Annotated in this window: 18 protein-coding genes; 4 read left to right on the forward strand and 14 right to left on the reverse strand. The window is 23.7% G+C overall.

The annotated features are described in order from the left end of the window. The first annotated feature begins 67 nt into the window (after positions 1 to 67). Positions 68 to 1,156, forward strand: a complete 1,089-nt coding sequence (locus AAHJ00_RS05080; protein ID WP_342223654.1) for a DDE-type integrase/transposase/recombinase — start codon at positions 68 to 70, stop codon at positions 1,154 to 1,156. A 63-nt stretch (positions 1,157 to 1,219) separates the two neighbouring features. Here the strand turns inward: AAHJ00_RS05080 and AAHJ00_RS05085 are convergent, their stop codons facing one another. Both AAHJ00_RS05085 and AAHJ00_RS05090 read right to left on the reverse strand, forming a co-directional pair. Further along, entirely contained in the window at positions 1,220 to 1,696 is a 477-nt protein-coding gene (locus AAHJ00_RS05085) for a hypothetical protein (protein ID WP_342223655.1), read from the reverse strand. A gap of 59 nt (positions 1,697 to 1,755) precedes the next feature. Then, positions 1,756 to 2,706 (reverse strand): IS30 family transposase, encoded by a 951-nt coding sequence (locus tag AAHJ00_RS05090; protein ID WP_342223478.1) that lies wholly within the window; start codon positions 2,704 to 2,706, stop codon positions 1,756 to 1,758. 249 nt (positions 2,707 to 2,955) lie between these two features. On the opposite strand from AAHJ00_RS05090, the gene AAHJ00_RS05095 reads away from it, so the two are divergent. Beyond that, positions 2,956 to 3,804 carry an IS30 family transposase gene (locus tag AAHJ00_RS05095; RefSeq protein ID WP_342223656.1) on the forward strand — a complete coding sequence of 283 codons (849 nt, stop codon included), beginning with the start codon at positions 2,956 to 2,958 and terminating at the stop codon, positions 3,802 to 3,804. Positions 3,805 to 4,069: 265 nt separating this feature from the next. On the opposite strand, the gene AAHJ00_RS05100 is transcribed toward AAHJ00_RS05095, so the two are convergent. The 5 genes from AAHJ00_RS05100 to AAHJ00_RS05120 form a co-directional block, all read right to left on the reverse strand. After that, a complete protein-coding gene (locus AAHJ00_RS05100) occupies positions 4,070 to 4,300 on the reverse strand; it encodes a hypothetical protein (protein WP_342223657.1) in 231 nt (76 codons plus the stop codon). A gap of 184 nt (positions 4,301 to 4,484) precedes the next feature. After that, a complete protein-coding gene (locus AAHJ00_RS05105; protein WP_342223658.1) occupies positions 4,485 to 5,594 on the reverse strand; it encodes a hypothetical protein in 1,110 nt (369 codons plus the stop codon). Further along, positions 5,594 to 6,127, reverse strand: a complete 534-nt coding sequence (locus AAHJ00_RS05110; protein WP_342223659.1) for a hypothetical protein — start codon at positions 6,125 to 6,127, stop codon at positions 5,594 to 5,596. The genes AAHJ00_RS05105 and AAHJ00_RS05110 overlap by 1 nt, the downstream gene beginning before the upstream one ends. Positions 6,128 to 6,309: 182 nt before the next feature. Continuing rightward, positions 6,310 to 6,921: a hypothetical protein gene (locus AAHJ00_RS05115; protein ID WP_342223660.1), complete on the reverse strand. Its 612-nt coding sequence runs from the start codon at positions 6,919 to 6,921 to the stop codon at positions 6,310 to 6,312. 22 nt (positions 6,922 to 6,943) lie between these two features. Beyond that, entirely contained in the window at positions 6,944 to 7,264 is a 321-nt protein-coding gene (locus tag AAHJ00_RS05120; protein WP_342224614.1) for a transposase family protein, read from the reverse strand. 518 nt (positions 7,265 to 7,782) lie between these two features. Here AAHJ00_RS05120 and AAHJ00_RS05125 point away from each other — a divergent pair. Continuing rightward, complete coding sequence (locus AAHJ00_RS05125) at positions 7,783 to 8,733, forward strand: IS30 family transposase (RefSeq protein WP_342223478.1); 951 nt, start codon at positions 7,783 to 7,785, stop codon at positions 8,731 to 8,733. 49 nt (positions 8,734 to 8,782) lie between these two features. On the opposite strand, the gene AAHJ00_RS05130 is transcribed toward AAHJ00_RS05125, so the two are convergent. Next, a protein-coding gene (locus tag AAHJ00_RS05130) for an IS5 family transposase (RefSeq protein WP_342223477.1) occupies positions 8,783 to 9,606 on the reverse strand; the annotation gives its coding sequence in 2 pieces (ribosomal slippage) (positions 8,783 to 9,210 and positions 9,210 to 9,606; 825 coding nt in all). A 457-nt stretch (positions 9,607 to 10,063) separates the two neighbouring features. Here AAHJ00_RS05130 and AAHJ00_RS05135 point away from each other — a divergent pair. Beyond that, on the forward strand, positions 10,064 to 10,513 hold the full coding sequence (locus AAHJ00_RS05135; protein ID WP_342223661.1) for a hypothetical protein: 450 nt from the start codon (positions 10,064 to 10,066) through the stop codon (positions 10,511 to 10,513). Between the two features lie 33 nt (positions 10,514 to 10,546). On the opposite strand, the gene AAHJ00_RS05140 is transcribed toward AAHJ00_RS05135, so the two are convergent. From AAHJ00_RS05140 to AAHJ00_RS05165, 6 genes are all read right to left on the reverse strand, one after another. Further along, positions 10,547 to 11,065: a tRNA (cytidine(34)-2'-O)-methyltransferase gene (locus AAHJ00_RS05140; protein WP_342223662.1), complete on the reverse strand. Its 519-nt coding sequence runs from the start codon at positions 11,063 to 11,065 to the stop codon at positions 10,547 to 10,549. Next, the gene (rdgB, locus tag AAHJ00_RS05145; protein WP_342223663.1) at positions 11,055 to 11,699 is read right to left on the reverse strand and encodes an RdgB/HAM1 family non-canonical purine NTP pyrophosphatase; all 645 of its coding nucleotides are present in this window, start codon (positions 11,697 to 11,699) and stop codon (positions 11,055 to 11,057) included. Before rdgB ends, AAHJ00_RS05140 begins: the two co-directional genes overlap by 11 nt. Next, on the reverse strand, positions 11,672 to 11,902 hold the full coding sequence (locus AAHJ00_RS05150; RefSeq protein ID WP_342224615.1) for a cob(I)yrinic acid a,c-diamide adenosyltransferase: 231 nt from the start codon (positions 11,900 to 11,902) through the stop codon (positions 11,672 to 11,674). The genes rdgB and AAHJ00_RS05150 overlap by 28 nt, the downstream gene beginning before the upstream one ends. Positions 11,903 to 12,074: 172 nt before the next feature. Further along, positions 12,075 to 13,025: an IS30 family transposase gene (locus tag AAHJ00_RS05155; protein ID WP_342223664.1), complete on the reverse strand. Its 951-nt coding sequence runs from the start codon at positions 13,023 to 13,025 to the stop codon at positions 12,075 to 12,077. Between the two features lie 143 nt (positions 13,026 to 13,168). Beyond that, a protein-coding gene (locus AAHJ00_RS05160; protein ID WP_342223665.1) for an IS5 family transposase occupies positions 13,169 to 13,992 on the reverse strand; the annotation gives its coding sequence in 2 pieces (ribosomal slippage) (positions 13,169 to 13,611 and positions 13,611 to 13,992; 825 coding nt in all). A 139-nt stretch (positions 13,993 to 14,131) separates the two neighbouring features. Continuing rightward, on the reverse strand, positions 14,132 to 14,374 hold the full coding sequence (locus AAHJ00_RS05165) for a cob(I)yrinic acid a,c-diamide adenosyltransferase (RefSeq protein WP_342223666.1): 243 nt from the start codon (positions 14,372 to 14,374) through the stop codon (positions 14,132 to 14,134). Between the last annotated feature and the right edge of the window lie 156 nt (positions 14,375 to 14,530).

Here is a 14,530-nt window from a genome sequence, read left to right on the forward strand (position 1 = left end):
TTTAATAAATATTTTTGAAAATCGTATTTTTTGTAATACGATTTTCTTAATTTAAGGAGTTTAAAAAATGAAATATATTATTTCCCAAGCTGATTTAGCAGATTTAAAAGCAAAAGTACAAAGTTGACTAAGTGCTAATTGCTGTAATCCTTATTACTATAAAACTAAAAAACGCATTACTTCCTATTTAAATTTATGCACTTATTTTTATATGGAAGAAACTACTTTAACAAAACTTATTAAAAAATATTTTAAGAATGCAACGAAAACCTTTTATCGTTGGGCAGAAAAAATTATGACCGCTTATTATTCTGACAATTTAGATTTGTTATTGTTTAAAACTACAAAGCCACAAAATCTTAATTATCAATATAGTTTAAATTCTCGTGAAAAAGTATGTGATTTATATTTTGATTACAAAAATCTTCAAGCCGACGGAATGTGGTCTTTATTTAACAATTTAAAAATCGGTTTTCACGATATTAAAAATTCAGAAGTTCCTAAAAATATCAAAACTTTTTATCGTTGAATTAAATCTGACCATCGTTGAAAAGAATTAAAACAACAAATAAAACAAACTAAACGCCATTTTAAGTGTTATGAAGTTTCCGATATCGGTCTTTTACAAATGGATGCCAAAATCGTTACTACATCAAATTTTCCGGTTGATAAAAAATATTACATTTATGATTTCATTGACGAAATGACACGCATAGTATTTGGTTATGTTTATGATAGTTTGGGAACTAATAATGCTATCAACGCTGTCCAAAGAGCAATGAAAGATTTTAGCGAACTTGGCATAACCATTAAACGCCTTCGCACTGATAATGCTCCAGAATTTACAACTACTAACTGAAGTAATAAAAAAGCATACAAAGTAAAAGAAAGGCCTTTTACAACCTTTCTTTCAAAGAACGGAATTGTTCACGAAACTACGCCGATTCGTTCACCACAATCAAATGGCAAAATTGAACAATTCCATCAACATTATACCAAATTATTTTATGCTAAGGATAAAAAATTAAATCAGAACGAACTCCAACATTATTTAAATAAATATTATTACTTTTACAACTTTGAACGCTGTCATTCATCTTTAAACAGTAAAACACCTTTTCAAAAATTGCAAAAATTTTTACTATTAGTTTCTTAAAATAAATGCACTGCCATTCGGTGATAATTCAATTTCTTAAAAATAATTCCGAGAATGCCTTTCTTAATTACTTCCAAATCCAAGGGGTATTTCAGGCTGTAATAGATGAAATGCTACCCACGCACCATTTCCATAATCATAAGAATTTAATCCTCATAAATTTAATGTTACTCATCCAGCAATTATAACCGCTACTGGTGCTAGTGGAGGGAATGCTTCTGCAATTTGTTGAGCTAGTTCAGTTATTGAATGCCCACCTTCAATAAGGCTTTCAATTTCATTATGACTAAAATGTAGTCTGCAATAACCAAATCAATATCAATATGTTTCAAATCAAACTCCCGAATCTTTTAATTGATAACTATCAATTATTATTGGCTTATTGTAATTTTCTCTTTTATTTCTATTTAAATTTTCTAAATTATCAGCCTTTTGATAATTAATTTCATTTTTTGCTGGAGCTGGAGCGTTTCCAACAAGTCCCGCCATTCCGCTCCCTGCTATTGTTATTGTTCCTAAGATTCCTAGTAATTTTTTCATATTAATCAAATCCCTTTCGTGAATTTTTACTAATTGCCAAATTGTAAAGTTAAGTGCAACTAAATTATTTTTCTAACCAAATATTCGATTGGTGAAAGATAATTTAGTATTTTTCTTGGTCTTTGGTTTAAAGACAATATAAATTTATGAACTGCATTTTTAGTAGTATTTGAAAAATTAAATTTTTTAGGAAATTTTTCTCTAATTAAACCATTAGTATTTTCATTAGTACCTCTTTGTCAAGGCGAATACGCATTAGCAAAATAAATTTTCACATTTAAATTTTTTTCAAGTTGTTGTCAATTAGAAAATTCTTTACCCCTATCAAATGTTATAGTCTTAACAAGATTATTTGGAAGAATTGATAAATAATGGCTAATGTTTTCGTTAACAACTTTAGTAGTTCTATTTTCAACTAACATTGCTAAAGTAAATCTTGATGTTCTTTCAACTAAAGTTATTAAACATGATTTACTTTTACCTCGTGATGATACTACAGTATCACCTTCTCAATGACCAACAGTTATACGATTATTAACATTAATATTTCGTTCTTTAATTGATTTACCATTAAATTTACCGCGATTTTCTTGAGATTTTCGTTTCTTACCTTTTCTTCTTAAATTTTTATTAGTAACTTTTTCAAGTAATCCAGAATAAATTCAATTGTAAATTGTTTTAAAACTAATAATTCATTCTTTATGAAAATTTTTAATTCTGCCATAAATTTGTTCAGGCGATCAACCTAATAGTAATTTTTGTTGTACATATTTTACTAATTCTCTATTTTTAAACTTATGAAAATAAACATGTGATTGTTTTCTGTTTTCTGCTTTATTTTGTGCAATTAATGAAAAATAATGATTACTATCTTTATTTCTATTGACTTCTCGAATAATAGTACTAATACTTCGATTAAGATTTTTAGCTATTTCACTAATTTTTACTTTAAACTTCAATTGATTCTCAATATAAATTCTTTCATATATGCCAAGATGTTTGTAACCCATATAAAAACTCCTTGCTTTGTTTTTTCTAAAATAAACTTAGCATCATGAAATTTTTATATGAGATTTTTTGCAATTTTATTTACTTGCACTTACAAGTATAATTCAGCTAATTAATAAAATTAATAACACCTTTTCCTTTCTCCAAAATTTAATTTACAGTCTTTTTACCTTGGAATTTAATTGTAAACTATTTTTGAAAATTTCTCGCATTATTTTATAATTTTTTGTCCCTTTTTTAAAAAATCTCTTGTGTTTGTCATAAGTCTGTGGTACATTACAAATAAAGATAGTAATCATTATTTTTCATTAATTGCACAAAATAAAGCAGAAAACAGAAAACAATCACATGTTTATTTTCATAAGTTTAAAAATAGAGAATTAGTAAAATATGTACAACAAAAATTACTATTAGGTTGATCGCCTGAACAAATTTATGGCAGAATTAAAAATTTTCATAAAGAATGAATTATTAGTTTTAAAACAATTTACAATTGAATTTATTCTGGATTACTTGAAAAAGTTACTAATAAAAATTTAAGAAGAAAAGGTAAGAAACGAAAATCTCAAGAAAATCGCGGTAAATTTAATGGTAAATCAATTAAAGAACGAAATATTAATGTTAATAATCGTATAACTGTTGGTCATTGAGAAGGTGATACTGTAGTATCATCACGAGGTAAAAGTAAATCATGTTTAATAACTTTAGTTGAAAGAACATCAAGATTTACTTTAGCAATGTTAGTTGAAAATAGAACTACTAAAGTTGTTAACGAAAACATTAGCCATTATTTATCAATTCTTCCAAATAATCTTGTTAAGACTATAACATTTGATAGGGGTAAAGAATTTTCTAATTGACAACAACTTGAAAAAAATTTAAATGTGAAAATTTATTTTGCTAATGCGTATTCGCCTTGACAAAGAGGTACTAATGAAAATACTAATGGTTTAATTAGAGAAAAATTTCCTAAAAAATTTAATTTTTCAAATACTACTAAAAATGCAGTTCATAAATTTATATTGTCTTTAAACCAAAGACCAAGAAAAATACTAAATTATCTTTCACCAATCGAATATTTGGTTAGAAAAATAATTTAGTTGCACTTAACTTTACAATTTGGCAAAATTAAATTTAAATAATAAAATAATTTTTTGTTGTGTCAAAATTTACACATTTAATAAAATCCATAAGTATTAACCTAATAAAAGTTAGAAATTACTATATAGTATTTTTTATTTACAAATAATTTGTAATTATTTTAATAAGTAATGCAAGAAGTCTATTTAATAAAATCCATAAGTATTAACCTAATAAAAGTTAGAAATTACTATATAGTATTTTTTATTTACAAATAATTTGTAATTATTTTAATAAGTAATGCAAGAAGTCTAATGAATATAATGTCGACAAAGTTAAAAAAATTATTCCGATTGTTTTATCAAATGATACTTCTAAATCTGTAATAAATTGAAAATCTAATTGATCAGCTAATAATAAAATTGATTGTCCAAGAATATCGCGACCAAAAAAATACGAAATAACTACTAAACAAATTTGTGACAAAATAATTAAAATCCGAGCTACTCTTTCCAATTTCGAATCTCAATACATTTTTCGTTGTAACAAACTATTTTGGAGCGGATTAACATATTGAAATCGTTGTTCATCTAATTCATTTAATTTCTCAATTGTGGGAGAAGAATTATATTCTTGTTCTAGTTTATCAAAATCTGGGAATTGTTCACTGAAACTAAATAATTTTTTTCTTTTGACATCATTATTTAAATTCTCCTTTACTAATTTTTAAATTCTCAACATTATCATCCTCAGATTCAAAAATAATAATTTCTTGTGGTTGAAACTTTAATTTTACTTCTAATTGCTGACCATTAACAGTTAATAATATTGTTCCTAAAAAGGTTGGTCGTAGACTAGGACTATTATCACCTACTTTTCTTCCTTCATATTTAGGCAATTCCTTAATATTAAAATTAATATTTGTTTTCGATAAATTAATTTGTAAGTTTCTTAGTTTAATATACAATAAATTTTGTTTATTAAAGTTAAAACTATCTAACTGCTTTAAACTACTAATATATTGTATATTATAGTATACCTTAAATTCAAGTTGATTTTGAAAATCTTGATAAATATAATTAATATCATAATTACAGATTTCAAGAAAATGATTATTTATAAAATTATTTAAACTAAAAAAACTAGGGAAATTTTCAACATGTTTTTGAATTAATGTTTTCATATCAACATTATTTATCTCATAACTAAATAAAGGTCTTTTATTTAAAATTGTTGGTTTAACATCGTCATCGGTATATATAACTAATTGATATAAATAATCAATTTTTAAATTATACCAATAATTACTATGACTAAGATTAACGACACCATAACTATTCATGTTATGTCTAATTGGCAAAAATTTAAGATACTTAATTTCCTTTGCTTCATAAAGAAACTTTAAACCATCTTTTTTAATATTTAACTTATCTAGGAATTCTTTTCTTAAATTATAATTAAATGACGATAAATTATTAACTAATGGTTGTTCATTAAATTCTTTAACAATTGAATTTGCTAAATCTTTTGTTAAAAAATTTTGTTCGCGAGATTTTTCAGCAACAAAAAATTTATGTTCTTTGCCAGATAAAAAAATATTATCAATATCTTTTGAAAAATTAATCCAATCTTTATTATAAGGATTATATTCAAATGACCAATCATAAGATTTAAAAATAGTAAAACCAATAATACTAAGAATAATTAAAATTGAAAAAGAAATTGATAATTTTAAGTAAAGATTATTACTAATCTTTCAGTATTTAATTAAATTTTTTTTCTTTTGTGATTTTTCAACTTTTTTTATCATTATTTTACTCCAATTTTATTATCATTTTTATAATCAAAAGATAACTTTAAAATTTTTTGATATTTTATTTCCTTACATAAACAAATAATACTAACTTCTAAAATAAGAAAATTTAAATTAAAAATAATAAAACTACTTAATAATCATTGTGGTCAATAACTATTTAATAAACTAATAGTAAAAATTACTAAAAAATAAATTATTCATAAAACAGCAATTATAATGACTCATATTTTCAAAAAATTTTCTTCTTTAACTTTTAACATTACGATAAGCGTAATTAATGTTAAAACTGCTGTCAAACCAATACTACTTAGTCCTAAATAATATGAATTTTTTAAAAATTTTCTATCTGCTATTAAACCAATAATAAATTTATTAATTTGTAAATTTTGTCCTCAACCAAAACCAATGAAATAACTTAAGCACAAAAATAAAACAACATTAATAATTATTAATAACCGAAGCGTTATTTCTCGTTTAGTATTTCATCAAACTTTTAATGTTGGTTTTTTTATTAATTTCAAACTCATTTATTCACCACTTTTTCACCATCTTTTATAACATTTTAATTTAATAGACTTCTTGCATAACCTAGTTAATTGTTATCAAAATTATTTTAGATTTTAGAAAAATGTTTATTTTAAAGTGGTTAAATTTAAAATTTTTATTATTTTAATAGGTTATGCAAGAAGTCTAATGTTTAAAACAATATTTAAAGAAAATAACTTTCAATAATTGCTTTTTCTAAACCACGCGACATATTTTTTACTTTACTTAATAACAATATCGCCCCGCTTATTAATAAAATAAATCCCACAATACTTAAAATAATACTATTATTTGTCTCAATACTATAATTTCTCAAATAAATACTAAATGCTAAAATAAGAAAAAAAATAATATTACCAGTTAAAATAAATACAATTGACCAACTCTTAATACTAGCAATAGTTTTACACACTAATAATGGAATAATAAAAAATAATGACGACAGCAATGCCATAATCGTTGAAAAAATAAATATTATGGAAATAATAATCATTCTAATGGTTGTTGCGACTTCACTATTAAAATCTAAAAATCATTTCGCATAATTAATAGCATTTAAAAAAATAGTAACAATAAATAAAACTTGACTTAAAATTAATATTAATCGTGCCATTATTTCCAAAAATGAACTATAGTAAATCCTTGTGGCATTAATATCTTGCTTTAAAGTAATAATGCGATTATTATTTTGATCTAATCATTTTTTACCTAATTCATAAATATCATTGTTTCCATTTAAATCATTTCTATTTAACATTTTTAACCATTCTTTCATTAGACTTAGTACATAACTATAACTAGCTTAATTCAAAATTATATATTCCTGAAATTAAGTTAAATCGTAATTCAAATCTTCTAATCTTATTGCGATAACGATAAACTAGTATTTTAAATCTTTTTAATCTAGCAAAAACATGTTCAATGGCAATTCTAACTTTACTTAAAAAGCTATTATATTCCTTTTTATCTGGATTTAAAGGATTATTTTTACTCTTTTTAATTGGCAATAATGTATTTTTATGAACATTTTGCAAACCTTGATATCCTGAATCAGCAATTAATTCTAATTTTGGATTTATAAGTGTATTTGATTTTAAAAATAACTTATAATCATGAATACTGCCAGGTCGCGTTTAGTTTTCTTAGGTATTGCTTTGAAGAAGTAAAACAATCAGCTAATTATATTATTTAATTACTAAACTAACCATACCTTTCTTGTTATTGTCATTTTTATTCGTTATCATTTTATCATATTATTGAATTTTTACGCAATGAAAAATTATTAATGGACGCATAAAGTTTTGTTAGGTAGGTAAATGTTTGAATAAGTATTAAGGCGGTCAGCAATGATTGTCTTTTTATTTTATAAGGTGTTAAAAGTTTGTTCTTTGAAAATTAAATACAAGTGAATTAATAATGTTGGTATGTATTAAAGCACGATAAATTGTGGGTGGTCGCCATAACCAAAAGAAGTTTACCAGTTAATAAATAACACCCTATTAGCTATAGCAATTTGTTTCGTTTTGCAAGCTGAATTATACTTGTAAGTGCAAGTAAATAAAATTGCAAAAAATCTCATATAAAAATTTCATGATGCTAAGTTTATTTTAGAAAAAACAAAGCAAGGAGTTTTTATATGGGTTACAAACATCTTGGCATATATGAAAGAATTTATATTGAGAATCAATTGAAGTTTAAAGTAAAAATTAGTGAAATAGCTAAAAATCTTAATCGAAGTATTAGTACTATTATTCGAGAAGTCAATAGAAATAAAGATAGTAATCATTATTTTTCATTAATTGCACAAAATAAAGCAGAAAACAGAAAACAATCACATGTTTATTTTCATAAGTTTAAAAATAGAGAATTAGTAAAATATGTACAACAAAAATTACTATTAGGTTGATCGCCTGAACAAATTTATGGCAGAATTAAAAATTTTCATAAAGAATGAATTATTAGTTTTAAAACAATTTACAATTGAATTTATTCTGGATTACTTGAAAAAGTTACTAATAAAAATTTAAGAAGAAAAGGTAAGAAACGAAAATCTCAAGAAAATCGCGGTAAATTTAATGGTAAATCAATTAAAGAACGAAATATTAATGTTAATAATCGTATAACTGTTGGTCATTGAGAAGGTGATACTGTAGTATCATCACGAGGTAAAAGTAAATCATGTTTAATAACTTTAGTTGAAAGAACATCAAGATTTACTTTAGCAATGTTAGTTGAAAATAGAACTACTAAAGTTGTTAACGAAAACATTAGCCATTATTTATCAATTCTTCCAAATAATCTTGTTAAGACTATAACATTTGATAGGGGTAAAGAATTTTCTAATTGACAACAACTTGAAAAAAATTTAAATGTGAAAATTTATTTTGCTAATGCGTATTCGCCTTGACAAAGAGGTACTAATGAAAATACTAATGGTTTAATTAGAGAAAAATTTCCTAAAAAATTTAATTTTTCAAATACTACTAAAAATGCAGTTCATAAATTTATATTGTCTTTAAACCAAAGACCAAGAAAAATACTAAATTATCTTTCACCAATCGAATATTTGGTTAGAAAAATAATTTAGTTGCACTTAACTTTACAATTTGGCATTTTAAATAAATATTTTATGTTATCTATAATTGCAAATTATAAATTGAAGCAATTAAATTAAATCTTAAACTAAATCGTTTTCTACGATTACGATATTTTTCAGTAATAATTTTAAATTTTTTAAGAATAGCAAAAATATTTTCAATAATAATTCTCATTTTTGAAATTAATTTATTATTATGTTTTTGTTCTTTATTTAAAGGGTTTTTCTTTGTTTTTTTCTTAGGTATTAGAACATTACTATGAATTTTTTGTATTCCTTGATAACCATTATCAACTATTAATTTAGTATTTTTTAAAATTGGGATTTTTGATTCTTTAAATAAACAAAAATCATGCTTTTTACCGAGAGAAAAATTTGTTGCAATAATTATTTTGCTTTCTTTTTCAATAATTACTTGTGTTTTAATAGTGTGTTTTTTCTTTTTTCCTGAATAAGATTGTTTTTGTCTTTTTTTGGGCGTTGAATGGGTGTTTCTGTAGCATCAATAATAATTGTTTTATCATTAAAATAATCATTTATTAATGCTTTTTTACCAGCAAGTTGTTGAAAATCAGGATGTTTGATTAAAATATCTTCAATTCACTTGATATTTCGATAACAACTAGCTTCACTAATATCAAAACTTTTACCAAGATGAAAATAAGTACGATATTCTCGTCAATATGATAAAGTCATCAATAATCTATTTTCTAATGATAATTTATTATTTTTACCACCTCTTTTAAACTTTTTTAACTCAGCTTCTTTTAAAATATTTAACATTTTATTAAAAGTACTTTGCTTTATTCCAGTTAATCGTAATAATTCTTTATCATTAATAAAATTAAATTTATCAAATTTCATAATCTTAAATTCCTTATAATTTCTATTTTAAATATATTTTATAGGAATTTTGTTTAATAAATAAGTAATGCAAGAAGTCTACTGTCTTAATACTTATTCAAATATTTGTCCACCTAACAAAACTTTATACGTCCGTACCTAATTATTATTAATAAATATTTTAACTATTAAATACCTGTATTTTAGTTATCATATATATAACAAGAAAATAATAACTTTATGTTATAATGGTTTTGATTTTATTTTTATAGAGGTGAATTAAATGCAATTTAAAAAAATATTGAGTATTAAAAGCAGTTTTATTTTAACAATATTACCTATAATATCTGTTACTGCGTGTAATAGCAATTATGATGAAATAATATTAAAAATTAGAAATAAAGAAACATTTATTGGCTATATTGGATCAGAAAATTGTCCAGGATGTCAAACATTATGAAAACAATGAAATCTTTGAATGCAAGAAAAAGATTGAGACAAAGATATTTTGGATTTAAAAGATGAAAATTTAAAAATTAATCGCTATGCTTTTGTTAGTGAATATGACTTTAAAGGGGCTAATGATAATACTTGAAATAAAACTTTTTTTGAAACTAAATGAGTTAAAAATACTTTTGAATGATTAAAAAAATCACAAAAAAACTTATGAGCAACCAACGAAAACATTAAGAACGGCTTTGACCCAGATTATCTCCCTGGAAATGGTATTCCCACAATATTTTTTGTTAAAAACGGTGAATATCGCTGATTTATTAATAAATGAGGTGACGCTATTGATGGTATTGATGATATGTTAACTAGCAACAGCGATTTTAAGCAAAAACCAGCATATAATCGTAGTACTTTAACACGACTAGTTCGTGACTTTATAATTAATGATTTTAAAGATTTTTATACATTAAATTAAACAAAAAAACTGGTAATTGAATTACCAGTTTTTTTAATTTTGTAAATAATCTTTACCTTTCTGAATTTCATTTAAAGATAAATTTAAATAATCTAATTGCCGTAAAACCTCATAACTTACAGTGCAAACAACATTAGCGACATTAAGACTACGAGTATTAATACTCATTGGTAAACGAAAACATTGATTCAAATGCTCTTGTAATATCGTTTTTGGAATACCAGACGATTCTTTACCAAATACTAAATATATTGGTGTTTCACTTTTTGTAAAATCAATGGCACTAGGTGGTTTTTGACCATATCTTGTGGAAAAAAATAAGTTAGCCTGAGGATTTTTACTAAGAAAACTATTTCAATCTTCATAACTTTCATATTGTAAAAATTCAAAATAGTTAGCAGATGACCGAATAATAAAACGATCATCTAAAAAGAACCCTAATGGTTCAATTAAATGCAGTTTAGCATTAATAGCAACACAAGTTCGCATAATCGAACCGACATTACCAGCAATTTCTGGTTCATATAAAACAATGTTAATTTTAGTATTCATTATTATTTTCCTTATTTATTCAATTAACCATCTTTTGTATTGCTATTGTACGATGTGATATTTGATTTTTTTCTTGTGCTGTCATTTCACCTAGCGTTTTTTTATATTCTGGTAAATAAAATATGGCATCATAACCAAAACCATAATTACCTTGGCGTTCACTGTGAATTAAACCATTTAACGAACCAACAAAGACTTTTTCAATATTTTTAGTAACATCAACAAGAGCAAGAGCACAAACATAGCGACAATCTCGAAATTTAATATTTATCATCTTTTCTAAAATAACATTAGACGCTTGTATAAAACCATCAGTTGTATCGATTCAACGCGCCGAATAAATTCCTGGGAAATTATCTAATGCTAATATTTCTAATCCAGAATCATCACCTAAAGCTGGTTTTTGTAATAGTTCGCTTAGAGTTCTTGCCTTAATTAAAGCATTTTCAATAAATGTCGCTCCTGTTTCTTCAATGTCTTCAATTTCACTATCAAGAAACTGCTTAATGTCTAAAAGTGTCTTTACATCGTATTTTTGCCCTAATATGTTTTGAAATTCTTCTAACTTATTAGCATTAGTAGTTGCTAAAAATAATTGTTTTATCATTAATACTCAATACCCTTCCGAGCCCAAATATTCTTTTCTGAATAATGTCTTGTTGGTGTTACCTCACTAATTAAATCAGCAATTGATTGTAATTTTTCTGGACAATATCTTCCCAAAACTGCAACTTCAATATTCTTAGCTTTATTCTCTAATGCTAACACTAATTCATCTTCATAAATTAATTTATTTTGTAAACAACCTAAAATCTCATCAACGACAATTAAATCAATAGACTTCTTGCATTACTTATTAAAATAATTACAAATTATTTGTAAATAAAAAATACTATATAGTAATTTCTAACTTTTATTAGGTTAATACTTATGGATTTTATTAAATGTGTAAATTTTGACACAACAAAAAATTATTTTATTATTTGCCAAATTGTAAAGTTAAGTGCAACTAAATTATTTTTCTAACCAAATATTCGATTGGTGAAAGATAATTTAGTATTTTTCTTGGTCTTTGGTTTAAAGACAATATAAATTTATGAACTGCATTTTTAGTAGTATTTGAAAAATTAAATTTTTTAGGAAATTTTTCTCTAATTAAACCATTAGTATTTTCATTAGTACCTCTTTGTCAAGGCAAATACGCATTAGCAAAATAAATTTTCACATTTAAATTTTTTTCAAGTTGTTGTCAATTAGAAAATTCTTTACCCCTATCAAATGTTATAGTCTTAACAAGATTATTTGGAAGAATTGATAAATAATGGCTAATGTTTTCGTTAACAACTTTAGTAGTTCTATTTTCAACTAACATTGCTAAAGTAAATCTTGATGTTCTTTCAACTAAAGTTATTAAACATGATTTACTTTTACCTCGTGATGATACTACAGTATCACCTTCTCAATGACCAACAGTTATACGATTATTAACATTAATATTTCGTTCTTTAATTGATTTACCATTAAATTTACCGCGATTTTCTTGAGATTTTCGTTTCTTACCTTTTCTTCTTAAATTTTTATTAGTAACTTTTTCAAGTAATCCAGAATAAATTCAATTGTAAATTGTTTTAAAACTAATAATTCATTCTTTATGAAAATTTTTAATTCTGCCATAAATTTGTTCAGGCGATCAACCTAATAGTAATTTTTGTTGTACATATTTTACTAATTCTCTATTTTTAAACTTATGAAAATAAACATGTGATTGTTTTCTGTTTTCTGCTTTATTTTGTGCAATTAATGAAAAATAATGATTACTATCTTTATTTCTATTGACTTCTCGAATAATAGTACTAATACTTCGATTAAGATTTTTAGCTATTTCACTAATTTTTACTTTAAACTTCAATTGATTCTCAATATAAATTCTTTCATATATGTCAAGATGTTTGTAACCCATATAAAAACTCCTTGCTTTGTTTTTTCTAAAATAAACTTAGCATCATGAAATTTTTATATGAGATTTTTTGCAATTTTATTTACTTGCACTTACAAGTATAATTCAGCATTTAAATTTAATTTTAAATAAATATTTTATGTTATCTATAATTGCAAATTATAAATTGAAGCAATTAAATTAAATCTTAAACTAAATCGTTTTCTACGATTACGATATTTTTCAGTAATAATTTTAAATTTTTTAAGAATAGCAAAAATATTTTCAATAATAATTCTCATTTTTGAAATTAATTTATTATTATGTTTTTGTTCTTTATTTAAAGGGTTTTTCTTTGTTTTTTTCTTAGGTATTAGAACATTACTATGAATTTTTTGTATTCCTTGATAACCATTATCAACTATTAATTTAGTATTTTTTAAAATTGGGATTTTTGATTCTTTAAATAAACAAAAATCATGTTTTTTACCGAGAGAAAAATTTGTTGCAATAATTATTTTGCTTTCTTTTTCAATAATTACTTGTGTTTTAATAGTGTGTTTTTTCTTTTTTCCTGAATAAGATTGTTTTTGTCTTTTTTTGGGCGTTAAATGGGTGTTTCTGTAGCATCAATAATAATTGTTTTATCATTAAAATAATCATTTATTAATGCTTTTTTACCAGCAAGTTGTTGAAAATCAGGATGTTTGATTAAAATATCTTCAATTCACTTGATATTTCGATAACAACTAGCTTCACTAATATCAAAACTTTTACCAAGATGAAAATAAGTACGATATTCTCGTCAATATGATAAAGTCATCAATAATCTATTTTCTAATGATAATTTATTATTTTTACCACCTCTTTTAAACTTTTTTAACTCAGCTTCTTTTAAAATATTTAACATTTTATTAAAAGTACTTTGCTTTATTCCAGTTAATCGTAATAATTCTTTATCATTAATAAAATTAAATTTATCAAATTTCATAATCTTAAATTCCTTATAATTTCTATTTTAAATATATTTTATAGGAATTTTGTTTAATAAATAAGTAATGCAAGAAGTCTAATATTAGAATTTTTTAAACTTGCCATTAAAACTTCAAGACCCTTTCTGGTTTCAACTTTTAACTCTTGTTTTTCTTCATCATTCATTTCTCAAAAAATTTTTTTGATGAATGATAAAAATCAAGAATTGTTAAATTAGTATGCTTTTCAAAAAATATTAATTCACCTGTGGGACGATTTTTTAAAAAACAAAAATATACTACATTTCAATCATTTCCTAATGCTCTAATTGTCATTCCATTTAAAATACTAGTTTTACCTTTACCACAGTAAATATGAAGATACCCTTGTTCTTGATTCATCACTTAACCTCCAGATAATATGATATATTTATTCTTTAGACTTGGTACATAACCTTTAATTTTATCTACTATTTTGATAATATTATTTTCTAGATGAAGCACAAATGTTAGATAAATATAAAGATGAAAGTGAATTTTATAGTTTGGTAGGTGCAA

The organism is Spiroplasma endosymbiont of Asaphidion curtum, from assembly GCF_964031085.1.
GTDB lineage: Bacteria > Bacillota_I > Bacilli_A > Mycoplasmatales > Nriv7 > Nriv7.